The sequence below is a fragment of the uncultured Legionella sp. genome, assembly GCF_937871865.1.
Taxonomy (GTDB): Bacteria; Pseudomonadota; Gammaproteobacteria; order Legionellales; family Legionellaceae; genus Legionella.
The window spans coordinates 1-24,322 of sequence record NZ_CALMPD010000190.1 but is presented as its reverse complement, the minus strand read 5'-3'; the positions used below and the strand labels follow the sequence as shown (position 1 = coordinate 24,322).

The window sequence follows — 24,322 nt, the reverse complement described above, 5'->3', positions numbered from 1 at the left end:
GCTTATTGATTCAAATACGTGATAAGCACTTAAAAGACTTGCAATTATACCATGGTTGTTATTTTTGTTCTATTGGCGTTTATTTTGGTCATTATTACAGGGAGGGGAGAAAAGCTAAAAAATTTCATTTTTCGACCTTTATAATGGTAGAGTGATGTTATCGAGCTGATTAATGGTTACAAATATTGAAAGCCTTTCCAAAAATGCCTAATGGTGTAACGCCACTTTATTTTATACAAGCATTTTCAACTTTTTCTTTTGCGGTGCTGTATTGTTCACTAGCTTTATATACTACGAAACAATTAGGGCTGTCTAGCGTGTTATCCAATAGTATTGTCGGTTTATTTATTGCGTTTAACTATATTTTTCAATTATTAGGTGGCGTAATAGGTGGGCGTTATCTCACTAACCGTAGTTTGTTTTTTATGACCATTATCATTCAAAGCATCGGTCTGGTTGTTCTGGCTTTGGCTGATTCATCGTTGCTTTATATTGGCTTGAGTTTATTTTTGGTGGGCTGTGGATTAAATACGACTTGTTACAATAGCATGCTAACTCAGCGATTTGAGCAGAGTGATGAGCGGAGAGAAAGTGCTTTCGTTTTAAATTATGCTGCTATGAACATAGGATTTTGTGCTGGTTATATCTCCAGTGGATTTTTTGATTACACCAATCAATATCAATACTTGTTTTATATTTGTATCGTAACGAATGCTATGACGTTAGGACTTATTTTAAAGAATTGGCTGAATTTGGACGATGTAAATACTCCTTTGACTCAAATAAAACACAAAAGTCATTTTATATATAATAATTTAGGCGGAGTGATATTAACCTTAATTCTCATCCCTACGATGTATTTATGTTTTCATTCGGAACGTTTTAGTAATGGATTATTGGTAGTGCTGAGTTCATTGGTTTGTGGGTTAATCCTCATTTTACGGGTAAGACAAAAAAACAAAGCAGATAAACAGAAAATGAGCGCCTATTTACTTTTGGCCGCAAGCACATTTTTATTTTGGATGATTTATTTTACCGGGCCTATGGGCGTGACCTTGTTTATTAAAAATAATGTAGACAAGCATTGCCTGGGCTATGAGTTGGCAACACAATGGATAAGAAATATAAACCCTTTGGTTATCATCTTTGGCGCACCACTTATGGTGGCAATCATTAACAAATTAAAAGAGCAAGGGTATCAGGTTACTGTATCCATACAGTTTGTCCTGTCCTTTGCATTAATGGCTTGTTCGTTTTTCTCTCTTGCAGCCGGGATTCTTTATTCTAACCATCAGGGGTATACCCATCTTTATTGGGTAATTGTTTATATTATGATGCAAGGCATCGCAGAGTTGCTTTTAGCCCCGGTTGGATATGCTTTAATAGGTCGAATAGCGCCACCTCATTTACAAGGTATTTTAATGGGGAGCTGGATGTTGGTATCAGGCTTGGCCGCATTTTTTTCTCAGAATTTTTCTAATGCTATGGTCAAATCGGAACATTCTAATCCTTTGTTAACCAATGAAGATTTTTTACAGGTATTCAAGCAGCTAGGTGTTGCTGCGCTAATAGGAGCTATACTTTTATTTTTCCTGTCCAGGAGAATCAGAAATTATATTGATGTTTCAGATAACCTAGGAGAAGAGAATACTAAAATAGCGAGTTTGGCATAGAAGAATATAATAGATATTTCTGCGTCTTTGGTCTTAATAATGGCCTATCATCGGCCACCAGTATTCTTTCCCTCTTCTTCACTGCCATTAAGTTAAGAACAGTACGTCATCCTGAGCATGGCGAAGGATTGATCTCCTGAATCCAGGGAGCGTCGCTAGCTCCTCAGGATGATGGCCAAATCCTAAACTTAATGGCAGTGAGGGAGAGGGGGGGCGGAAATACTTAATATGTCGCGCATTAATACATGATGGGCTGTAGGTCAGGATCAAACCTGCAAGTGAATAATCTTATTGTAAAAAAAATCCCGGCGTAAAGCCGGGACTCAGGTAGAGGAGACGTTTAGTCGCGGCCTGAAAAAGCACTAAGTATATTAAGCAGACTAACGAACAGATTATATATTGATACAAACAGACCTACAGTTGCAGAGATATAATTGGTTTCACCACCGTGGATAATTGCGCTGGTTTGCAATAGAATCAATCCTGATGAAATCAAAATAAATGCAGCTGAAATCGCTAACTGTAATGCCGGAATTTGAATAAATATTCCTGCTATCATGGCTAAAAGAGCGACCATGACACCTACAAAAAGGAATCCACCTAGAAAGCTGAAGTCTTTTTTAGTGGTCAGAGCGTATCCGGATAAGGCGAAAAATATCATTCCAGTTCCACCTAACGCAGTGGCTATTAGTTGAGGACCGTTTGAGAATCCAGTCATGTAATAATTTAATAATGGGCCTAAGGTATATCCCAAGAAGCCAGTAAAGGCAAAGACACTGACAAGACCCCAGACACTATTTCGCAAAGCTTGGGTTAAAAACATCAACCCGTAAACACCAACAATCATCAGAAGTGGGTTCATAGGGCCGGCACCACTTGCAAAAGACATGTATGCAGTAAAGGCACTGAATATAAAGGTCAGGCTAAGTAAAAGGTAGGTATTACGCAATACTTTATTCGTTGCAAGCACGGACTCACTACGCTGAGTAAGGATTGTAACATCGTTTCGGTTCATCTTTAGGAACTCCAGTTGTTTATATTTAGTCTAGCATATCTGTGGGTAAGTTTCCTGTTTTCAAGATCAATACCTTAAATTTTATGGAACGCTTAGCCATCTGGATACTACAGACAGGTTATTATTAAGTTGAAAACACATTCATGTCAATTTTGTTTTTGGGTTCTATAGTGCTATATAGATATAGTAACATGCATTAATAATAAAAATATCACTATGGGGAACATTATGAGTCGGGTCGCTCTGATACAAATGGTTTCATCATCAAAAATTGATGAGAACTTGCAATACATTGAAAAAATGATGTTGCAGGCGAAAAATGAGCGGGCTGAGCTTGTGGTTCTACCTGAAAATTTTGCATTTATGGGGCTTAAAGAAACCGATAAAATTCAGATTGCTGAACTTTATGGGAACGGTCCAATTCAGCAAAAAATGAGTCAATTGGCTAAACAGTTGGGTTTATGGGTAGTTGCAGGTACTATTCCTATAAAAGGGGCTGGCACCAAAGTAAGAGCCAGTTCTATTGTTTATGATGATAAGGGCCAAAGCGTTGCGCGTTATGATAAAATTCATTTATTTGATGTGCGAGTATCTGAGCAAGAGGCTCATCAGGAATCTTCAACTACAGAGCGAGGCCATGATATAGTGGTCGTTGCGACTCCGGTTGGCAAAATTGGATTATCAGTTTGTTATGATTTACGTTTCCCTGAGTTATTCCAACAGCTGCAATCAAGAGGTGCTGAGTTATTTACCGTTCCATCTGCATTCACATCGATAACTGGTCTTGCTCATTGGGAAGTGCTACTCAGAGCAAGAGCGATAGAAAATTTATGTTATGTACTGGCACCTAATCAGGGAGGCTTGCATGAGAATGGACGACAGACATACGGGCATAGCATGGTAGTAGAACCGTGGGGGAAAATTCTGGTACAAAAAACTGAAGGAGCTGGCCTGATAACTGCTGATATCGATTTAGAAAGAGCACAACAACTGAGAAGACAATTTCCCTGTATTGATCATCATGTTTTAGCTTAATTAATTAAAGGCAATCAAATGACACAAGCATTAACTATAGCAAAAAAAATTCTTCTGGCTCCTGCTGCTTTGGATGAGTCGGGCATTGATAAATTATTTAAAACGATGATGAGCCATCATATTGATGATGCAGATCTGTATTTTCAAAGCTCCAGCTATGAATCCTGGTATCTCGAAGATTCTGAAGTGAAAAGTGGTTCCTTCTCTATTGATAAAGGAGTCGGAATAAGGGCTGTGAGCGGTGACAAGACCGGCTTTGCCTATTGTGATGATATCCTGTTACCCTCCATGCTGCGAGCAGCAGATGCAGCACGCTCTATCGCCCTTACTGGCTCAAGAACAGTACAATCCGTGAAAGTTGCCAGCGAGCCGGTCAGTCGTTATCAAGGGTTAAATCCGATAGACGGGATGAGCAAACAGGAAAAAATAGCTCTGTTAGAGGCAGTTGACCGAGAGGCCAGGAGTATTGATCCACGTGTTATTCAGGTTAATGCTTCTTTAAGTGGTTGTTACGAAGTAGTCATGGTTGCTGCAATGGATGGTCAGATGATGGCTGATGTCAGACCGTTGGTGAGCATTAATGTCAGCGTCATCGTTGAAGACAAGCACGGTAAGAGAGAATCTGCGCGTACCGGCGGTGGTGGGAGAGTTGCTTATTCTTATTTTACGCAAAAAGATATGGCTTTAGATTATGCACGTGAAGCTGTTCGTGAAGCACTGATTAATCTGGAAGCAAAACCAGCACCTGCAGGGACAATGCCAGTGGTTTTAGGTCCAGGTTGGCCGGGAGTTTTACTTCATGAAGCAGTTGGTCATGGACTAGAAGGTGATTTTAATCGTAAGGGCTTATCCGCATTTTCTGGTTTATTAGGGCAACAAGTTGCAGCTACGGGTGTTACTGTCGTCGATGATGGTACTTTAAAAGATCGACGTGGTTCTTTAACCATTGATGATGAGGGTACTCCATCTCAATGCACTACTTTAATCGAAAATGGCATTCTCGTTAATTACATGCAGGACAAGCTGAATGCTAAATTGATGGGGATGCAATCAACAGGTAATTGTCGTAGAGAATCTTACGCTCATCTACCAATGCCTCGCATGACCAATACTTATATGTTAGCAGGACAGCACGATCCGGAGGAAATTATTCGATCGGTAAAAAATGGTTTGTATGCTGTTAATTTTGGTGGCGGACAGGTTGATATTACATCCGGTCAATTTGTATTTTCTGCAAGTGAAGCTTATCTAATTGAAGACGGCAAAGTGACGCAACCAGTAAAAGGTGCTACTTTGATTGGTAATGGTCCTGATGTGATGAAAAAAATCAGTATGATTGGAAATGATTTAGCGCTTGATCGAGGCATAGGCGTATGTGGAAAAGACGGGCAGTCGGTGCCTGTCGGTGTAGGTCAACCCACTTTAAAAATTGATGCATTAACTGTTGGTGGAACAAGCCAATAGAAGCCTGAAGCAAAGGTGAGCATCAGATATGCTCACCAATAGCTCTTCATACAAAAACCAAATAAATCAAAAGTTAAAACAAACCCTAATATTTTTCAATAAGTTGGTCTAGACTAAATATTAAGTTCAGTTGACACATCAATTTTAAGAAAGGATGAATCATGCAAAATGAAACAATGTCTAACTCATTATTTCAATTACTTTTAAAAAATGAAAAGGAAGCTGCTGAGCGAGTATATTTAAGACAACCACGTGATGGCGTATGGCATGAATTTACTTGGGCTGAGGTAATGCTCCAGGCACGAAAAGTAGCAGGATTTCTGCATCAGTTAGGCATTGAAAAGGGGAGTCACATCTCTATTATTTCTAAAAATTGTGCTGAATGGTTCATCACTGATTTTGGCATTCATTTAGCAGGAATGGTCAACGTGCCATTGTTCGCAAACCAGAATGCAGATAGCGCCCGTTATGTATTAGAACATGCCGGGGTTAAATTGGTTTTTGTGGGAAAACTTGATGATCATCAAACTGTACGACGATTTATTCCTGAAAACTATATTACGGTTGGTTTTGATTATCATTCAGACTTAGAGCTAAGCCACAAGTGGTCAGATGTATTAGCCAGCCAACCGTTGGAACAATTAGTCGCCCCAGGACCAGATGACTTATATACGATTATATATTCCTCAGGTACTTCCGGAGCACCTAAAGGAGCTATGTACACCAACAAGGCTATCGCGAACTATTTAACTTTATTTCCGCAAGACTTGCTTCGAATCAGACATATGGATCATTATAAATTTATTTCCTATCTACCATTAGCTCATGTATACGAACGTTCTTCAATGCAATTAGGCAGTGTGACGATTGATTGTGATATCTCTTTTGTAGAAAGCCTGGATAAATTTGCTGATAATCTGAAGGAAGTTCAACCTGACTTTTTTACTGCAGTACCTCGTATTTGGGGGGTATTCAAGCAAAAAATAGAACAAAAACTTCCCCCAGCCAAATTACATCTTTTATTGAAAATCCCGTTACTTTCATCTTTGATTAAAAAGAAAATTGTCCATGGCCTGGGGCTTAATAAGTGTGTTAATTCTTTTTCTGGGGCATCACATCTACCTATTGCATTGATTGATTTTTTTGAAAAAATTGGCATTAACATCCAGGAAGGTTATGGGCAAACTGAAAATCTTGCTTATGCAACAGTCTCTTTATTAGATGAACGAAAACGCGGTTATGTGGGGACCGCAAGGATAGGGGTTAATATTAAAATTGGTGAAGATTCTGAATTATTAATTCAATCGCCTTGTTTAATGTCGGGATATTATAAAGACAAACCAAATACCGATAAGGCTTTTACGTCTGATGGGTGGTTACGAACTGGTGACGTGGCAGAAATTGATCCTGAAGGACGTGTCAAAATATTAGGTAGGTTGTCAGAAAACTTTAAAAATCAGACAGGAGAATTTGTCGCACCGTCACCTATTGAAAAACGATTTGCTTCTAATGGGATGTTGGAACAAATGTGTCTAGTGGGAAGGGAATTGCCTACAAACGTTCTATTGGTCAATCTGAATGAAACTGCTCGTGCAAATCCAGATAAGGACGAAATCAATAAATCGCTGCAGGAAAGCTTGCGAATTGTAAATTCAAAACTGGTAAAATATGAAAAAATAAGCCATATCATTGTGGTTAAGGATTTATGGTCAACCAACAATGACATGCTTACACCTACACTTAAAGTAAAACGAAAGGTAGTCGAACAATATTATAATAATATTATCCAGAATGCTTTAAGCAAACATCAGACTATTGTTTGGGAGTAATCTGGCTTGCGCGCTAAAAATGCCTGGCTTTTAGGTAAGCAATCATCTAAAGTCTGTTTTATTTTAGCGCCGTCCCTTGATTCAAGTACGAGACTCCAGGTCTGTTCCCATGCTTGAAGCAATGGGTGCCAGGGAGGACTCAGATCTTGATCGCAAGTCCAAAAAAACGTCCACCAGAGAGAGAAATAAAAACCGTAATTGATCTTTTGTTCTACTATGAAACCATGTTGAGAAAGCAAGGATTCTATCTCATCTGCCTGGAATATTCGGATATGATTTGGCGGTAAAAAATAACTTTCGGGAGCGAGCTTTTTTTGTATTTGCTCAGAGGCAGCTCCTGGGACGCTAATTAGAATCTGGGCGCCAGGTCGAGCTACGCGAAAAAGTTCAGCAACAAAAATATTAGGATTTTCAACGTGTTCCAATACTTCCATTGCAATTATCTTGTCCACAGAACTGGATTCAAGTGGTATGGGGTTTGCATCAGTCAGCAAACATTGTAATGAACGGGGATTGGCAGCACGAACACGTTGTTCGGCTTTGAGCATTTTTTCCGGATCAATATCCGCCAGAATAATGTGTGCGCCTTGCCGTGCACAAAAATGAGAAAATTGGCCTTCGCCACAGCCTATATCTAATAAAACCTCGTCTGTGTCAATTTTAAAACCAGTGAGCAACTCTCCTGTTTTGTTGTTGAACCATCCACTGAGTGTGCTGTCATGTAACCCTATATCAATAGTATTTTCCATCCGATTTCCCTTTTGTTTATACGGTTTCAGCCAGAGCATGTGACTGTCTTCTTATTTGCGTGTTGCCTTTATCCTGCGTGAATGTTTGAGGCATAACGGGAGGCAATCTTCTTTTGAATGCAATAAGATGTGGTAGTGCTCGTTTTTTAAAATTTACTTCAAATACTCTGTAGCTGAATTCTCCTGATACGCCACAAAAAAGAGTTGCTAGCCCGATATAAATTAATGCTGTTATTGAGCCAGGTTCTCTCGTAGGATAATAAAGTTGCAGTAAGGTCTTGGTTAATGCAAAACAAAACATATGACATAAATAGTAGGAATAGCTACGTTGTCCGATAAAAAGCAACAGTGATTTAATTCTGGAGGGAGGGAGTAGCCAGGATTGATTGTAAGAGGCTAATAACACTAAAATTCCGCTGATCATCACTGCTAAATTGTATTGCTGATCAGATGTCCCAATGTGTACCTCTTTTCCCATTGAAAAAGCAAGTGCGACAATGAGAAGGCTAAACAAAACAGTACGTAATAATAAGGACCTATTCAGGAACACCGGCATAACTGCCGTGTAATAAGGAGTTGTACTTAAAATGCCAATTAATATGCCTAGAACGAATCCTGAAAAACGAAGGCCAAATGGTGCTGCAAATGTTTCGCTAAATAATTGGAGAATCAATACTAGGGCTAATAAAGATGTAAGTCTGTGTTTCGAAAAATACACTAGGAAGGGGAATATAAAATAAAATTGTTGTTCTAGTGACAGGCTCCATTGCACGTTGTTTAAGCCGCACTCATAATGATTAAAGCAGGACATAAAGCGAAAGTTTGCTATTTGAAATAGTGCAGCAAAAGCTCCCTCAATACTTGCTTTCACAGGGCCAAAGGCGTTCGTCTGATTCAGAAATAATGAACCAGCAATGATTGCAAGCAGCCAAAACCATGCAGCAGGGAATAGTCTTACTGCTCTTTTACACCAGAAAAATAGCGCATTATTGATTACTGTCGTTTTGTTTTCCTGTTGAAAATCAGGATGGTAGAGTTTGGTTATCAAGAAGCCTGATATAACAAAAAATAAGGCGACTCCTGCTGTTCCGTCAAAATAGTTATAAAATTTGAATAAGGGTTCATGCTGCCAATAAATCAAATTAATTGGGAGGTGCTGTATGAAGACAATGATTATTGCAATGCCGCGTAATACATCGATATCCTTAACCCTTACAGTACTATTCATAAAACATCCGTATGTTGAATTGATTCAATAAATGGTGCTTGGCTCGTCAATCAAGTGACGTGATTCAAATACCTTTCCCTCTTTGTGGCAGGTATTTTTTAGAAAAACATCCAGTTTATCCTTTGATGAGTCAATGGAGCAGAGCTGCTGCAGTGTTTTTATGCACTGTTCAGACATGTGTTTATATCGTTCTTGTTCATATTTAGCCACATGATAGCTTTGGAGGTATGCATCTTTTAGTGATTCATAACTCAAGCGATATCTATGTGCTCTGAAACAGTTGCGTGTGTCTTGTGGCCAAGAGCAAATTTCTGGCTCCGAGCTCACGATGAACGCAACTTCATCGTTAATATAATCTTCCATTGCTGTGTGGCACGGCGTAATGGCGGGTTTTCCACAAGACATATATTCCATCAATGGTAAACATTGGCCTTCGGAATAGGATGTATTGACTACATAAGAGGAGTGAGCAATAAGGGCATTGTAGTGTTCCTCTTCTATGAATCCCTGAATGGCTATTACGCGACATTTGAAGGGTCGAAGTTTGCGAAATGTTTCTATCAGTGCTGCACATGACCATTCATGGCTACGATGAGTGAATTTTAGTATTAGTGTTGCATCTTCGTTGTTTATAAACGCGGTGCAAAAAGCAATAACCATCTCGAGCCAGTTTTTGCGTCCATCATAAGGATTAAATACTGAAGTGTAAATGATGCCTTTTAAACTGAGTTCACCTCTTGGGGGGAGTTCAGTTGTTGCATCGGATGAGGATTGTACCAAGGAGAGTACATTATTTTTCGTAAACTGGTATAAGGGGCTGAGGCGTTTTGTTATCGATCGTCGATATTTACGTAGCCGCCTATGGAGCTTGCTTTGGTTTTGATTATGAGCCCCATTTGGAGGAAATTCATACGGGATATAATTTTTACTATCAATGATGCGGCCTTTTATCGAGAGGGTGGTTTCATGCATCGAGGGGTTTTGCTTGCAATGAGCACGTATAGACTCAAAGCGATCCCATAGTGGAGCCCATATTGCTACGACAGGAAATTGATTGCCTAGTTGCCGCTTAACTGCATTAACTGTGTGGTTTGAGTGAACAATAGCACTACCTGTTTTCTGTAAGCACATGACCCAATTATGTTGAGGATGATTCTCCCATTCTTCGTCAGGAATGGTATCAAATTCCCATGCAAATACTGGAATCGTTGGGCATCGTAAGTTTAAACGTGTTTTATGAGGGGGGCTAAAAGAAAGAAACAAACAGTCTTTGCCTTCTTTCTTACAGGCATCATAAATGGCGTCTACTTCCAGTTTGGGGGTATGGATGATTTTGATTTCACCTAATTGTTCCAGCATGGGCAGGAAGTCTTTCAGGACAAAATAATAACTGTATTCTGGTAGGCCAAGGCTGGATTCAATAGTGCGTAAATTAGTCGCTGAATAAATCAAGAATAACATGGGCTCTCCAATAGCTTCAGTAAATAATATTCCTATGTTCCAAATGCTGGAAAATGTCGTATGAATTCCCATTTTTTTATGAGCTATTACAACTAACTTCGGGTGTCGTAGTAACTCAATGCTCTGAGGAATTGTTTTCTATTTTGAATCACCTCGAGCAAGTCGTGGTAATTCGGTACAGTTATTTTGCTGCAACCTATTGAGAGGTTACGTATTTTATGGAGGGCAGTATAAAACATTTACTATTGCAAGAGTAGATATTAATCATATAGAACTAATTATTTTAATGTTGCTCGAACTAAAATAGTTATTAATCTAAAAATTAAATTTACTCATGTCATATCATTTTTTTTTATTATAGTATGCAGTTACAAAATCCATGAAGATTGCCATTGTGTTACGGAACTATAATTTTATAAATTCAAAGCGGAATATTGAAAAAAGCGCGCTCATGATTTTTAGTAATGCCAAATTGATGTGGTCTCTCTTATTCTTGGCAGTACTATTATGCCTCTTGGTTGGTAATTTTGCAGAAATAAATGCTTTGCATACTGAAAGCGGGGATTTTGCAGCTGATTCACTGTTAATCCAAGATGCTAAATCTTTTAAATTACTAGTCGGTCATTATTCCTGGTTGGGATTCAATCACCCTGGACCCGCTATTCTTTATGTGCTTGCACTTGGTGAGCTCATCTTTTTTGATTGGTTACATATGGTACCGTCTCCATTTTCCGGTCAATTAATTGCGGTTGCTTTTTATAATGCGTTCTGGATTGTTTTGTTGGTTCGATTACTTTATAAAATAGTGCACCCAATTCATTTGTCCGTGTTATTTCTTTCCTTTTTTCTAGGATGTGCTGCTTTAATAAACCATACCTTTTATAGCGGTCCCTGGCCTCCAGCATTATTCTTTTTTCCTTTTACGGTGTTCTTGTTGGCTATAACGCTATTTCAAGAATCACGAGTAGATTCTTTATATTCTTTAGCACTTAGCATGGGAGTCTTAATCAATGGTTATGCATCTTTTATTGTGCTTCTTGGATTACTTTTTTCTTTTGCATTAATCTACAATTATTGGATCTATCCTGGAAATAATAAGATATTAAGTAAAGGCTATTTTATTGCGCATAAGAAAAATCTTGTTATTGCACTGGCTCTCTTTGTACTTTTTTTAATACCCATTTTTATTCAAACAGCTATTGATTTTCCAGGACCTCTTGCTGATTATATACGTTATGGCAGAGATGATAAGGGGCACAAATTCGTTGAGGCAATTCGTTTTGTTGCTTTTTATTGGGGAGGACTTCTACCATTGTCATTGGGAATGCTTGTTTGTTTTTTAGGAGTTCTATGTTATAAAAAACATTGGATAACAGAGCTCTATACATCAAGCATATGCTCGCTTTGTGCTACGCTGCTTTTTACTAGCCTGATTTTTCTTTATTATGCTAAAAATGGCGTAAGAGAATTACTCAGTACTTATGTGGGGTGGTTTTATTACGCAGTTCCGGCATTGTTCATTGCCATGTTTCTTGTTGTTGTGTTTCGAAAAATTAATAAAAAACAATCGTCGGTTTTATCTGCTTCTGTCTTGATTGCAGCATTCTTTTTTTTAGGTTATCAAAATTTCAGAGAAGTACGAGCAATTGCTCCCGCGATAACTCATTATCAACCAGATCTTATCCAGCTGTATGATGCGTTAAATCAACATAAGACAGAGGGAAGGCTTGTATTTAATTTCAATTATGACTCAAACGGCCTTGATCTATGGAGTAGTGTAATGGCTTTGGCCGCACTTGCTAAAAGAGAACATAATGATTTATTTTGTGTAAATAACAGTTGGCAGATTTCTTTTACCAAAGCAGCAAAATGCACTAAATTCGAAAGTATTCATAATAAGCACTTTTTTTTCCAACATTCTGATGTTATTTCTGATTTTAAACCATTTTTTAAGACGGATATCGTCGCTGTCTACAATGTTGAACGCTTTGATTTAACTCATGTAAAATTTATTTCTACGCAGGAACTACTTAAGTCTCCTACACAAAAAATATTCGAACATGGCTGGTCGGGATTGGAGTTTGATTATGTCTGGACTGAAGGTAAGCAATCCTCTATGGTGTTTAACTTGGATAAGGGGTTTTCCGGACAAATAGGCCTGGAACTGGTTGCAACATTGCCACAACTGGATTTTATTCAAGAAGTCAGTTTTTATATCAATGGTCAATATATTAAAAAAGCTCGTTTTTCCTTTGCAGATAACAGAAAGTTAATATTGCTGCCTGTTCATTCTTCGCCACAACAGATACATGTAGAATTAAGAGTAAAAAGTCCCGTATTGACGATTAAAGGAATATACCTGGAGAAGAAGCGATTAGGGGTTGCACTGTTTGGGGTAGCGATTAAACCAAGAAACCAACAGGCTTGAGAAAACCTGTCGTTGCGAGCTTTTGCTAAAATCCTGCTTCCCTTTGCTCGCAAAGACGAACTTATTGCGAATTAAAATTTGGTTTGCAGGACTTGGAACCAGACGCATTTTACACCGGTTTTATGCGCCCGTTCTTTATTTAATACAAAACTCCTAAAGCATACCAAAATGGTATGGATGCCAGGATTGCAAATAATTTGATCAGGCTAAACCAGGCATTTAATTTCAGAAGAGGTTTCATATGAAAGTTATCATTGCGCTTCAGCAACTCTTCAAAACAGAGAAAATAACTGGACTGATATGGAAATATCCAGGCTTCTGTTGCCATTAGAATGACAAAAGCGATGATCCAGTTGTTTACTGGGCTTTGAAGAGCAAAGGGAATAATTGCTGTAAAAAGTATGGCTGGTGCTATCATCGTTCCTAAAAATAAACCGCCTATCCAACTGATGATGTAAATCAAAGTGATAAAACAAGCTACGTTGCTTTGAGCTAAATGAGTTAGCCAATTAAAATGATGGATTAACCAAACATCGATGCCAATATTCTGAATGGTACGCATGACTCCAATAATGGCACCAAAATAGAATAAGAAGCTCCAATTTATTTTGGTCTGTATTTCTTTGAAATTTAAGGCGTTGCTGCTCATTAAAATGATAAAAATTGCAAGACAGAGCCAGGCAGCAGAGATATTCAGCCATGTTGAGCATAGGGTTCCTGCTGTAAATAATACAACGGTAGCTATGGCCTTATATTCGTTAGAAGAGAGCGTTCCCATCGAATACAGTTCTTTTTTTAATTTATAGTGATTGAGATTTAGATCCTTGGTGGGTTTGAATACAACAGATTGTAAAATAAAAAAGACAGAGATGAGGATGAACCCGGGGAATGCTGCCAGTCCTAGCCAGCTAAACCAGTTACCTTGCCATTGGTGTTGTTCTGACAATAGGCCATAAATAATAAAATTGCTCGATTTTCCTGTCAAAAAAATAGTGGAAAGTATTATGCATCCGCTAAATGCTGCATTAGCCAGGGCGTTAGCAGAGGAGCTTTTAGGCTTAATTTTGCTGCTTTTCAGGATGTCATCCAATAAGGGAGCAATTAATGCCACCCGAGAACTTTGCACACTCATCATGGGGGTCATTAGAGCGCCAAGAAAAAAAAGAATTTTTTGTAACAAGGATTGTTTAAAAGGAAGTTTAATTAGCAGTATCAACGATAATCGATAAAAGAGCCGGGACTTGGTTAATAATGCTCCAATGCTGAACACACTGATGGCGAAAAAAAAGCTGTCCGAACTGAAGCCAGAAAGAATTATATGTTGTGGTGCAATATGAAGTACCAGGGTTGCAAAAACTATAAGTAAAGACGGAATGTAGGCTGGAACAAGGCGAAATATCCACATAACCAGGGCAGCAACCAAGATAATTGAGAATTCAGAATATGCCAGATTAGTGTTTGAATATTCGGTTGCGATGCGCGTCAGCAGGGAACATAAGAGAGTGATTAACCATCCTAAAACAGCGACGCTGTTTTTTGATGTAGATGCCATTATTTTATTAAACAGAATTCTACTTTCATTGAACATGTCTCTCATGTCCCTTTAAATCTATGGCTGTAATAGGTCATCGATAAATCCTCAATATACGATAAAAAATAATAACTGCTTTTTAGAGCGCTAATTTACTTAGTAACGAACTGATTTCAAAAATACGCTCTTCAGGATTGGTATTATCCAAAGTAAAACGTAACCGCTGTGGACCTTCCATTTGATATCGTTTTGCATGCACTTGAATCAGGCTGATTAAAGCTCCGGGATCTATGGATGGTTTCTCGTTAAAATCCAGTTTTCCTTGTTGCCCACTGGCACTGATTTTTAAAATACCTGTTTTTGCTGCTTTTAACTTAAGCTCGGTAATCAGTAATAAATGTTTTACTGGCTGAGGTAATAGACCGAATCTATCAATTAACTCTATTTGTAAATCATGAATTTGTTGCGTGTTTTGGGCGTTAGAAATCCTTTTATACATAATCAAACGATTATGTATATCTGCAATATAATCTTCCGGAATAATGGCGCTGATACGCAAATCAATTTCTGGTCCTTGATACATTGGTGCTGACAATTCAGGCGTTTTCCCTTCTTTCAGATCATTTACTGCTCTATCCAGCATTTCCATAAAGAGATTAAAGCCTATAGCCTGCATATTACCGCTTTGATTTTCGCCCAGTAATTCACCCGCTCCTCTGATTTCCAGATCATGGGTTGCCAGTGTAAATCCTGCCCCCAAATCTTCCAACGACACAATCGCTTCGAGTCGTTTTACTGCGTCTGTAGTCAGTAGTTTTTCATCTGGGGTTAATAAATAGGCATAGGCTTGATGGTGAGAACGACCGACGCGTCCGCGTAGTTGATGTAATTGCGCCAGTCCAAATTTATCGGCTCGGTCAATAATAATGGTATTGGCTGTAGGGATGTCTATTCCTGTTTCAATAATAGTAGTGCACACTAAAACATTAAAACGATGATGATAAAAATCAGACATGATGCGTTCTAATTCTCGTTCGCGCATTTGCCCGTGCGCGCTGCGTATTTTAGCTTCAGGAACCAGAGTTTGCAGATCCTGACAAATTCGTTCAATAGTTTGAACGTTATTATGAAGAAAAAATACCTGGCCTCCTCGCAAAATCTCACGAAGTATGGCTTCTCTGACCACAATGTCTTTCTTCTCCTGCCAGAATGTTTTTATTGCCAGACGTTTGGCAGGAGGTGTTGCTATTAATGAAATATCCCTTATTCCAGCCATGGCCATATTTAATGTGCGGGGAATAGGAGTTGCGGTCATCGATAATATATCAACGTGAGTACGCAACGATTTCATGTATTCTTTTTGCTTAACACCAAATCGGTGCTCTTCATCAATAATGAGTAATCCCAGATTTTTGAAATTAATGTCTTTTTGAAATAATTTATGTGTTCCGATTACTATATCTACTTTGCCAGAAGTTAATGAGCTTAGTACTTCTGCTGATTCTTTGCTGCTACGAAAGCGAGATAATAATTCAATATTGATTGGAAAATCAGCGAAGCGATCTCTGAATGATTCAAAATGTTGGCCTGCTAAGAGAGTTGTTGGAACTAAAACACAGACCTGTTTTCCATTTTGTACGGCAACGAACGCTGCTCGCATTGCTACTTCTGTTTTACCAAAACCGACATCACCGCAAATTAACCTATCCATTGGACGACTCGATTGCATGTCTTTAACTATCTGTTCAATTGCCTGGAGTTGATCTTGGGTTTCAGTGAATGAGAACCCGCTGGCAAATTTAATGTATTCGTTTTGATTAAACTCATATTGATGTCCGCTTTGTGCCTCTCTTTTGGCATATAAATCCAGTAATTCAATGGCGACATCATGAATTTTCTCTGCAGCTTTTTTTCGTTCCTTTTGCCATTGATCGCTCCCTAATTTATGAAGCGGGGCATGTTCACTGTCAGCGCCTGTATATCTACTGATCAAATGCAGAGAAGTTACCGGAACATAAATTTTATCGTCTCCGGCATAGGCAAGTATCAGGAACTCACTGGATGTATCATTTGTCGTAATGTACTGTAATCCTTGATAGCGCCCAACGCCAAATTGCAGATGAACGACAGGAGCACCCAATCTCAGTGCGGCCATATCACGTATGATTAAATCAGGATCGACGGTCTTTTGAGAACTACGCCGTTGCGGGGTATTTTGTTCCCCAAATAATTGAGATTCAACGATCAGAATAATATTTTGAGATTTTAGTTCGCAGCCATAAATTAATGGTCCTGTGGTGATACTGATTGGTGCATTGTCATTTATAAAGTCGAACCAGGAGTTTTGTACTTTGGGGAATACGCTGCTTATTTTAAGTAAATCAAGCAGTACTTCTCGTCGTCCGGCACTTTCTACGACAACCAGATAACGGCAAGAGGAATCAGAACAATACTGACGCAAATTAAGAAGTGGTTCCTGATTTTTCCTGTCTATTGGAAGCAGGGGGGCTTTCCCTATATTGAAATTGAGCACAGCCCCTTTTTTCTCTGACGGCTTATGAAACATGCGTACTTGGTTATAAGTATTCGCACAGGTTAATAATTCTGTAGGATTAATGAAGCATGCCGTTGGAGCCAATATGGGTCTGCTAACGTCATATCGCCTTTGTTCGTAACGTTCATTTAGTTCTAGCCAGAATTGCTCTGCATTAACTTGAATGTCCTCAATAAGACAAATGCTGGATTGCTTGGGCAAGTAATCAAAAAAAGTAACAGTTTTATCAAAAAATAAAGGCAGGTAGTATTCTATTCCTGAAGGAAATTGGCCATTAGTGATGGCTTCATAAATAGGACATTGGCTGGGGTTTCCTGGAAATAGTTCTCTAAAGCTTCGTCGAAAAAGCATCTGACTTGTTTCATTTAAAGGAAATTCACGTGCCGGTAATACATTGATTTCTGATATTTTTTCGATAGTACGTTGGGTCTCGGTATCAAATTGTCTTAAACTCTCAATTTCATCATCAAATAATTCAATCCGAAAAGGAAATCCGCTTCCCATCGGGTAAACATCAATGATGGAACCGCGCAAGGCAAACTCACCATGCTCCAGCACTTTGTTAACGCAATGATATCCTGATTGTTGGAGCTGATTTCGGAACATGTTCAGATCAAGTTTTTGTCCTTCCTTTAGCATTAATGCATACTGGTTTAGAAACTCAGGAGGACATAGTCTGTGCATCAAGGTGCTGGCCGAAGTGATAATAACCGCATTAGTCATTTGCTGAATGCGACTTAAAGTATAGAGTCGCTCTGAAATGATGTCTTGATGTGGTGAAAATTGATCGTAGGGCAGGGTTTCCCAATCAGGAAAAAATAACAGTTCTTGTTGATTTTTTTGTGGATCAAGGAAAAACTGCAGTTCATCCTGGAGTTGGCTTGCGCTGAGGTTATCCTGAGCAATGATTAACTTTATTCCTGCTGTTTCCTGGCAATATTCGGCCAGAGCAAGAGCAAGGCTACTACCATACAATTGCCCCCATATTTGTTTGTTGCTGGTGGGTTGGTAGAGAAGAGGAGCTTTAGCCATGGAATAAGTAGTCAAGGTTGAAAATTGAACTATTATACCTGTATCTTTTCTATTCTGCATCTTAAAAATAAATGCATATTTAAGTCGAGAGGAGATACTTAATGTTCACTGTTATTAAGTTAAGAAAAGTACGTCAATCCTGAGCCTGGCTAAGGAGCTACTGAATCCCGGGAGTTCCTTCGTCGCTAGCTCCTCTGGATGACGTCTTCATGGCGAGGGACTTAATGTCTGAAAGTATGTTATTCCCGAACACTTGAACGAGAATAACAAACAAATCAAGTCAGAACAGTCTCCAGGTCACAATTTATTTCTTTATGTTCTTCGATATTCAATACAACCTGAGACAAATGAAGAATTATTATACTCAAAGGAAGCAGGCACAGCATGTCAATTGGAAACTTCAGAACACCAATTCCACCAAAAGTTCCAAGATAAGAGACGAACAGCAAGGATGCCATATAAAATATAAACCAGTATAAAGGATAGTTATGAAGGATAAAACTCTTGCGGTGATAGGCAACGCAGACTAAAAGTCCAAAGAACAAAGCAATATCAAGTTTCCATAAAATGGAAAAACCACACCAATACAACATTAAATTACAAAAGTAAAAAGCCATATGGGAACAAAATAGGCTGCCTGACAGTTTGAATGGTCTATGAGTACCTGGTTGTAATTTACGCATGGCTAGAAGACAAATAGGGCCAATGCTATAGGAAAGTATACTGGCGGATGAAAGGAATGCCACCAGCTTTTGCCATCCGGGAAAGGGTAAAAACGACAGGATGCCTACTAAAAAATTGGCATAAAGAGTGACATAAGGGATCTTATGGCGATTCACTTTTAAAAATATTTTAGGTAAGTGATTATTTAATGCCATTCCATAGATAATTCTGGAAGTGGCTGCAGTATAAACAAGAGTGGTGCCAAATGGTGAAAAAGCAGCATCAATCATTAAAAGGGTAGCTACAACCCCAAGCCCCAATAATAAAGTGAGCCCTACCAAAGGACCACTGTCCCCGGGATAGCTTAATGCGCTCCAACCATTGGTCAGAAATTTTTGAGGTATGGCAGCAATAAAACTTAACTGCAGCAGGAAGTAAAGGACAAAACCAATCAGCACTGCTCCTAAAATTGCAGTAGGGATGCTTCGTTGCGGATTTTTTACTTCCCCGGCAAGAATCAGTCCGTTCTGAAATCCGGTGAAAGCAAAAATAACTCCACCGGCTGACAGTGCAGAAAAAATATTCACCCAACTGGATTTATCGTGCAGGCTCAAAGATACATTGCTCATGTCAGGAGCGCTATGAAGCAAGGCAACAATGGCGATACCAGGCAGAGCAAATTTAATCAGGCTGGCGTATTTATTACATTCCGCCAGTAATTTAATGCCGTATGAGTTCAGCATGACGACAAATAACATGATGCATATTGCTGCAACGTAACCTGTTCCTGATAGCTTTAAGGTCGCTGGATCATCCACTATTAACGAGGGGAAAAAATGGCTGGAATATTGAAGTATTGCTTGTATTTCAATTGGGGTCATAACGACATAAGAAAGCCATGAAGTCCAGGCAAATAAAAAACCGACTTCTTGTCCGTGTGTGTAGGTTGGGTAGTTGGACATACCCCCTGCCACGGGAAACATAGTCCCTAGTTCACATAAGGGCAGGGCGATAAAAAGCATGAAGAGGGCGGCTATTACCCAGCTGATTAAGGCATTGCTCCCTGCCATTTGGGCACTGATAAAAGGACTAAACAGCCATCCTGACCCAACCATTCCGCCTGCAGAGGCGACCAATATGTTTATTGTAGATATGTCACGTTTTAGCAAAACAAACTCCTTTTGTTATACCGCGTCGATTAATTCTACCTCGTTTTTTTCAAGTTCTTCCAACTCTATTTCTACAGACTCAATTTTCTGGAATCTTGATGTGATTTTTTTAGCAGATGTGTTTACTTCGTTTACGTCTTGATGTGCTAAGTCAATGTGTTTGGAGAGCTTATCCATTCGTTTTTCAAAACGCTGGAAATCTTCTGCCAGGTAATGTAAATGTTTTTGAATAATATGCACCTGTTTGCGAGTGGCATCGTCTTTAAGCACCGCTTTAGCAGTGGTGAGTACTGCCATCAATGTACTGGGAGACACCAGCCACACCTTTAACCGTTGCGACAGCGTGATTAAATCAGGGTAATTTGCATGAATTTCAGCAAAGATAGACTCTGCTGGAATGAACATCATCGCGCCATCCGTTGTTTCATTAGGAATGATGTATTTCTCAGAGATGTCTTTAATATGTTTTTGAATGTCTTGTCGAAATTGTTGCTGAATTGATTTTCTTTCTATAGAAAGAGCTTCCGTGTTAATCAGTCGTTGATAGGTTTCCAAAGGAAATTTAGCATCTATCACTACGTTTCCAGTAGGCTCTGGCAAAAATAAAATGCAATCCGCGCGCTTTTGATTGCTTAAGGTATATTGCATCTGAAAGTGAGTACTTGGGATCATATTGCTGATTAAGGTGGACAGCTGGACTTCACCAAATGCCCCTCTGGCTCGCTTATCAACCAATACATCTTGTAAACTGACTACGTGGTTCGACAGTTCAGTGATTTTCTTTTGAGCCTCATCGATGATAGTCAGGCGTTTTACTACGTCGATAAATGTAGAGGAGGTTTTCTCGAAGCCTTCGGTTAATTTATGATTGACCTGCTGGGTCAGGCTATTCAAATGAGTACGAATTTCTTCTGTCAGTAGCTGTAAATGCGAGGTAAGAGAGTTGGCGTGTTGTTTGAAGCTATGGTTCATTTGTTCTCTGACATCGGTCATTTGTTTTTGCATCGTATCGCTGATGATTTGCTGAGTTCTTAATTGTCCATGGGCTACTTTTTCATTAATCGTGTTTTGGCTGTTTTGGTACGATTGAGCCAGATCAAGATGTAATTGATGCAGTTGTGTCATTAGCGCTTGTTGTATTTTTTCCTGAATGCTTTCACTCAGTGCGCGTTGTTTGTTTTGCTTGTTGATAAACCAGAGAGTTAGAAGCAATTGCAGGGCAATAGCCGCAGCTATGCCCTCAATGAGAGTAAAAGATGAAAAATCTATCATGCATTATTCCACTAATTGGCTCAGCTTGATTGGTTGATTATATTGATAAACAGTTTTTAATTGTCCGTAATCAGTCAAGCGAAAATAACCTAAATAAAGGTTATCGTCTGCTAATTGATGGGAATTGTCAAAGGTAAATTGCATTACTTGTTTACCAGCCTCAAGCCATTGTGCCTTTTGTGATGTCTCAATTGGCACTGGTTCGCCATTACTGTTTTTACTGTATAAAACGCTTTGCAGGGCATATCTACTGGCTGTCGCGACGTCCAGAGTCGCTTCGAAAGTTAAGGGTTTTGATGATAATTTCGTTACATTTAATAAACTGGCTGAAGGAATTGAATAAGAAAACGCAGCATGCCCGTTACGTAGTACAACTTCCTGATCGTATCCAGTTTGAATTTTTGCTTCAAGATACCAGTTTTCTCCATGGTCATTCACTTCTGAAGTCAGGACTTCTGTTGCTTCAAACTGATTGCCTTTAATTCGATTCATTTGCAGAGGAACATATTGCCCGCTAGGACCCACCAGCGCGGCTTCGATATCACAATGAGCTGAACTCATGTAATTACCTGTCAGAGAAATTGTTGCCGTAACTTTATCGCCATATTGATAATGAATAGCATTGGTTCCAACCTCCATGGAGACAGGAGAAAACTTATCATAAACATTAATCAGATAAGCATCGGCATCTTGGAGCGAATTGACATCACTTTTAAGGATGAATGTACCGAAACCCAGTTCAGGCTTTATTTGCAGCATGGTTTGATGTTTGGCCGCACCCTGAAGTTCTCCCAATGATTCATCCTGGCTATATAGGGCAGAGGCATCTTGTATATTCAAAATCTGTTGCTCGGGTGTTTTAATTTTTAATTTGGGAATGAGTTTATTTTGCAAGGGAGTAACACGGATAATGGCGCCAGGGGCAGTTGTTGTAATTGCAACACCTGCTCGGAGTTGTTTCAGTGTAACGCGCTCCTTATAGCGGTAACTTTTTTGAGTGTTATTGCTCTCTGAGCCTAAAGGTTCGTTACTAATATCCCATTTAGCCTGCAGATTTTCACGTGATAAATGACTGCACACATCGCAGTTATAAGCTCTTATTGCTTGTTGGGGAAGAGTATAGGCATGAGCTTGGCTTAGACTCAATGCAGATAATAATATCAGTCGAGAGGTCTTCATTATGCAACTCCTTTTGCAGATAAGGCACTTTTGAGAATTTTATCCAGACCAAAGCATGAATGACGACTTTGGTTATGACTCAGAGGTTCATTATTATCGGTTTTATCCCGGTCGTAAAACCACAGTTCGCCAGCTGCTGCCTGTGAGGTACAATTTATAAAGCCATCGGCGCAATTTTCAAGAAACAAGCGGGTTATTTTTAAACCACTATTCAGTAAGTAGCCATTGCAATAACTTGCTGAGGAAAACGGTGAGGCCAAGACTTCAGAGCCAACAATTACTCTAAATGGCACAGGCAAAGAGGGGCGTCCCTTACTTCCGAACAATAGCTCCTCATTATAAAGAAGCATGTCTCCTATGCGTTGTTGCTTAATTGCATCGGATAAATAACCCATTAGCCAGGCAAGACTCGTCTCAAATACTCCCCCACCAAACACTTCGTCAGCTAAAGGAGTGCCACCGCTGGAAGGAGCTACGGCAATGACCTGGCTTATTTTGTTTTTCAATGTGATGTAGCGGCTATCATAAGTCGGGTTGGACAGAATCCAACGCATAATATTAGCTCCATTTGAATGGGTGTAGACGGTCATTGAGCTGATTTCTTTTTCTTTAATGAAATCAAGTAATTGATCAGCAACGCAGTTTGCTGCATCTTCATGCCACATGTATTGGCTAAAATCACAATGTACTACAAACAGGTTTCCTGGTCTGGCCAAGCCTCGAGACATTTCTTCAATAAAATCGACTTTCCAATAACCACCATAAGCATCCTCTCGGTGATCACGAGTACCATGAACTAAAGCCATCCCCATGTTCGGTGTTGTATCTGGAATTGCCTGGATAATGGTTGAGAAAAAAAACAAACAAAGAGCTATTAATTTACGTTGAAAATCCATTTCTAAAATACTCCATCTAAATTAGAGACGTATCTATATCATAGTTATTATCATGGGCTCAAGTGGTTCAAATAGTTTAAAAAATTATGTTTTTTTATGGGTTATGCGTTTAGTTCACTAGTTTTATATATTTTGAAGTGGCCGGTGGAAAATTCCACCGGTTTTATAATAAGTTTCAGGTTTAAGGAGCCGGAGCGATAGCACAGAAATAATTTCCCAAGTTATGATTAAAAATCCCTAAAGCACTTAAAGTCTGTACATTCAGCGGACTGTTGTTGGGAGCTGGACTTCCACTATTGGTAATGAAGCCCAGCTGTCCATAGCGGTTCAATCCCCAGCATTGTGCTGACCCGTTATCAAGCAGGGCACAGGTATGGGATGCTCCTGCGGTAATGGCCACCACGCCTGAGCTTAAAGTCTGCACGTTCAGAGGAGTGTGATTGGGATTAGTCGTTTCGCTGTTGGTGACGGATCCCAACTGGCCATACCGGTTTATTCCCCAGCATTTTAGCGTCCCGGTATCGGACAAGGCGCAGGTATGAAATTGCCCTCCGTTTATGGCCATCACGCCTGAACTTAACGTCTGCACGTTCAGCGGGCTATTGTTGGGATTAAAAGTTCCACTGTTAGTGATGGAGCCTAATTGGCCATATCTGTTCGAACCCCAGCATTTTGCAGCCCCCATTGTTTGAATACTGACAGGAATTTTAATGCTGTTATCAGCCCCTGTCGCCTGAATGGCCAATGGATTTAAAATCCCGACTGCGGCAGGGGTCGGGATGGTGTAGTTGAGCGAACAGCTTTGCTGCGTAGCCAGTTGCGCAGGACAGTTGTTCGAAAAATAGGCACTCCAGCCAAAAGACCATTGAATTGTTAAAGAAGAAAGAGTGTTTTGTCCCGTATTGGTGAGAAGCAATGTTCCGCTGTCGCCAGGAGATAGCTGTAACGCGCTTATCGGCATGCCGTATTGGCTTAAAAGCAAATGACCTGGTTGTGGGGATGAGGAGAAATTTACATTCAGCAGGTGGCCTTCGGGTGGTTGATAGCATTGATTAAGATTGCCCTGCTCACAAAGAAGAGGTCCTTCTTTCGCTGCGAGCCATGGATAGCCGAAGGCTAGGGCGAGTAGTCCCTGGTAGCCTTA

The 24,322-nt window shown here is 39.5% G+C and carries 16 protein-coding genes; 5 read left to right on the top strand and 11 right to left on the bottom strand.

Annotated features, from left to right (window positions below):
* Positions 1-185 precede the first annotated feature (185 nt).
* Entirely contained in the window at positions 186-1,673 is a 1,488-nt protein-coding gene (locus Q0495_RS10375) for a peptide MFS transporter (protein WP_298625801.1), read from the top strand.
* A 340-nt stretch (positions 1,674-2,013) separates the two neighbouring features.
* Here the strand turns inward: Q0495_RS10375 and Q0495_RS10370 are convergent, their stop codons facing one another.
* On the bottom strand, positions 2,014-2,688 hold the full coding sequence (locus Q0495_RS10370; protein ID WP_298625798.1) for a Bax inhibitor-1/YccA family protein: 675 nt from the start codon (positions 2,686-2,688) through the stop codon (positions 2,014-2,016).
* 228 nt (positions 2,689-2,916) lie between these two features.
* Here Q0495_RS10370 and Q0495_RS10365 point away from each other — a divergent pair, with 228 nt between their 5' ends.
* The 3 genes from Q0495_RS10365 (at position 2,917) to Q0495_RS10355 (ending at position 7,016) form a co-directional block, all read left to right on the top strand.
* The gene (locus Q0495_RS10365; protein ID WP_298625796.1) at positions 2,917-3,723 is read left to right on the top strand and encodes a carbon-nitrogen hydrolase family protein; all 807 of its coding nucleotides are present in this window, start codon (positions 2,917-2,919) and stop codon (positions 3,721-3,723) included.
* 18 nt (positions 3,724-3,741) lie between these two features.
* On the top strand, positions 3,742-5,187 hold the full coding sequence (gene tldD, locus Q0495_RS10360; RefSeq protein ID WP_298625793.1) for a metalloprotease TldD: 1,446 nt from the start codon (positions 3,742-3,744) through the stop codon (positions 5,185-5,187).
* A gap of 161 nt (positions 5,188-5,348) precedes the next feature.
* Positions 5,349-7,016, top strand: coding sequence for an AMP-binding protein (locus Q0495_RS10355; protein ID WP_298625790.1), 1,668 nt, complete (start codon positions 5,349-5,351; stop codon positions 7,014-7,016).
* Here the strand turns inward: Q0495_RS10355 and Q0495_RS10350 are convergent.
* Genes Q0495_RS10350 through Q0495_RS10340 form a run of 3 tightly spaced genes read right to left on the bottom strand, consistent with a single transcriptional unit; the run spans position 6,995 to position 10,454 of the window.
* A complete protein-coding gene (locus Q0495_RS10350) occupies positions 6,995-7,765 on the bottom strand; it encodes a bifunctional 2-polyprenyl-6-hydroxyphenol methylase/3-demethylubiquinol 3-O-methyltransferase UbiG (protein WP_298625789.1) in 771 nt (256 codons plus the stop codon). The two genes, Q0495_RS10355 and Q0495_RS10350, sit on opposite strands and share 22 nt — an antisense overlap.
* Positions 7,766-7,781: 16 nt before the next feature.
* Positions 7,782-8,993: an acyltransferase gene (locus Q0495_RS10345; RefSeq protein WP_298625785.1), complete on the bottom strand. Its 1,212-nt coding sequence runs from the start codon at positions 8,991-8,993 to the stop codon at positions 7,782-7,784.
* 24 nt (positions 8,994-9,017) lie between these two features.
* Positions 9,018-10,454, bottom strand: coding sequence for a glycosyltransferase (locus Q0495_RS10340; protein ID WP_298625782.1), 1,437 nt, complete (start codon positions 10,452-10,454; stop codon positions 9,018-9,020).
* Positions 10,455-10,905: 451 nt separating this feature from the next.
* Here Q0495_RS10340 and Q0495_RS10335 point away from each other — a divergent pair, with 451 nt between their 5' ends.
* Positions 10,906-12,882 (top strand): hypothetical protein, encoded by a 1,977-nt coding sequence (locus Q0495_RS10335; RefSeq protein WP_298625779.1) that lies wholly within the window; start codon positions 10,906-10,908, stop codon positions 12,880-12,882.
* Between the two features lie 139 nt (positions 12,883-13,021).
* Here Q0495_RS10335 and Q0495_RS10330 read toward each other — a convergent pair whose 3' ends face one another.
* The 7 genes from Q0495_RS10330 to Q0495_RS10300 form a co-directional block, all read right to left on the bottom strand.
* Complete coding sequence (locus Q0495_RS10330) at positions 13,022-14,470, bottom strand: SLC13 family permease (RefSeq protein WP_298625777.1); 1,449 nt, start codon at positions 14,468-14,470, stop codon at positions 13,022-13,024.
* 82 nt (positions 14,471-14,552) lie between these two features.
* Complete coding sequence (mfd, locus tag Q0495_RS10325; RefSeq protein ID WP_298625846.1) at positions 14,553-17,999, bottom strand: transcription-repair coupling factor; 3,447 nt, start codon at positions 17,997-17,999, stop codon at positions 14,553-14,555.
* Positions 18,000-18,274: 275 nt separating this feature from the next.
* On the bottom strand, positions 18,275-19,831 hold the full coding sequence (locus Q0495_RS10320) for an APC family permease (protein WP_298625774.1): 1,557 nt from the start codon (positions 19,829-19,831) through the stop codon (positions 18,275-18,277).
* A gap of 15 nt (positions 19,832-19,846) precedes the next feature.
* Positions 19,847-21,103, bottom strand: coding sequence for a DNA recombination protein RmuC (locus Q0495_RS10315; RefSeq protein WP_298625772.1), 1,257 nt, complete (start codon positions 21,101-21,103; stop codon positions 19,847-19,849).
* Between the two features lie 3 nt (positions 21,104-21,106).
* Entirely contained in the window at positions 21,107-22,282 is a 1,176-nt protein-coding gene (locus Q0495_RS10310) for a DUF4785 domain-containing protein (RefSeq protein WP_298625769.1), read from the bottom strand.
* Positions 22,282-23,178 carry a hypothetical protein gene (locus Q0495_RS10305; protein WP_298625766.1) on the bottom strand — a complete coding sequence of 299 codons (897 nt, stop codon included), beginning with the start codon at positions 23,176-23,178 and terminating at the stop codon, positions 22,282-22,284. Before Q0495_RS10305 ends, Q0495_RS10310 begins: the two co-directional genes overlap by 1 nt.
* A 181-nt stretch (positions 23,179-23,359) precedes the next feature.
* Positions 23,360-24,139 carry a hypothetical protein gene (locus Q0495_RS10300; RefSeq protein ID WP_298625764.1) on the bottom strand — a complete coding sequence of 260 codons (780 nt, stop codon included), beginning with the start codon at positions 24,137-24,139 and terminating at the stop codon, positions 23,360-23,362.
* Between the last annotated feature and the right edge of the window lie 183 nt (positions 24,140-24,322).

Bases quoted from the DNA above. Each gene is read 5' to 3' on its own strand.
- Q0495_RS10345 (WP_298625785.1), bottom strand. From the start codon at position 8,993: ATGAATAGTACTGTAAGGGTTAAGGATATCGATGTATTACGCGGCATT.
- Q0495_RS10305 (WP_298625766.1), bottom strand. From the start codon at position 23,178: ATGGATTTTCAACGTAAATTAATAGCTCTTTGTTTGTTTTTTTTCTCA.
- Q0495_RS10340 (WP_298625782.1), bottom strand. From the start codon at position 10,454: ATGTTATTCTTGATTTATTCAGCGACTAATTTACGCACTATTGAATCC.
- mfd (WP_298625846.1), bottom strand. From the start codon at position 17,999: ATGGCTAAAGCTCCTCTTCTCTACCAACCCACCAGCAACAAACAAATA.
- Q0495_RS10335 (WP_298625779.1), top strand. From the start codon at position 10,906: ATGATTTTTAGTAATGCCAAATTGATGTGGTCTCTCTTATTCTTGGCA.
- Q0495_RS10365 (WP_298625796.1), top strand. From the start codon at position 2,917: ATGAGTCGGGTCGCTCTGATACAAATGGTTTCATCATCAAAAATTGAT.
- Q0495_RS10315 (WP_298625772.1), bottom strand. From the start codon at position 21,103: ATGATAGATTTTTCATCTTTTACTCTCATTGAGGGCATAGCTGCGGCT.
- Q0495_RS10370 (WP_298625798.1), bottom strand. From the start codon at position 2,688: ATGAACCGAAACGATGTTACAATCCTTACTCAGCGTAGTGAGTCCGTG.
- Q0495_RS10350 (WP_298625789.1), bottom strand. From the start codon at position 7,765: ATGGAAAATACTATTGATATAGGGTTACATGACAGCACACTCAGTGGA.
- Q0495_RS10330 (WP_298625777.1), bottom strand. From the start codon at position 14,470: ATGTTCAATGAAAGTAGAATTCTGTTTAATAAAATAATGGCATCTACA.
- Q0495_RS10300 (WP_298625764.1), bottom strand. From the start codon at position 24,139: ATGCCGATAAGCGCGTTACAGCTATCTCCTGGCGACAGCGGAACATTG.
- tldD (WP_298625793.1), top strand. From the start codon at position 3,742: ATGACACAAGCATTAACTATAGCAAAAAAAATTCTTCTGGCTCCTGCT.
- Q0495_RS10310 (WP_298625769.1), bottom strand. From the start codon at position 22,282: ATGAAGACCTCTCGACTGATATTATTATCTGCATTGAGTCTAAGCCAA.
- Q0495_RS10355 (WP_298625790.1), top strand. From the start codon at position 5,349: ATGCAAAATGAAACAATGTCTAACTCATTATTTCAATTACTTTTAAAA.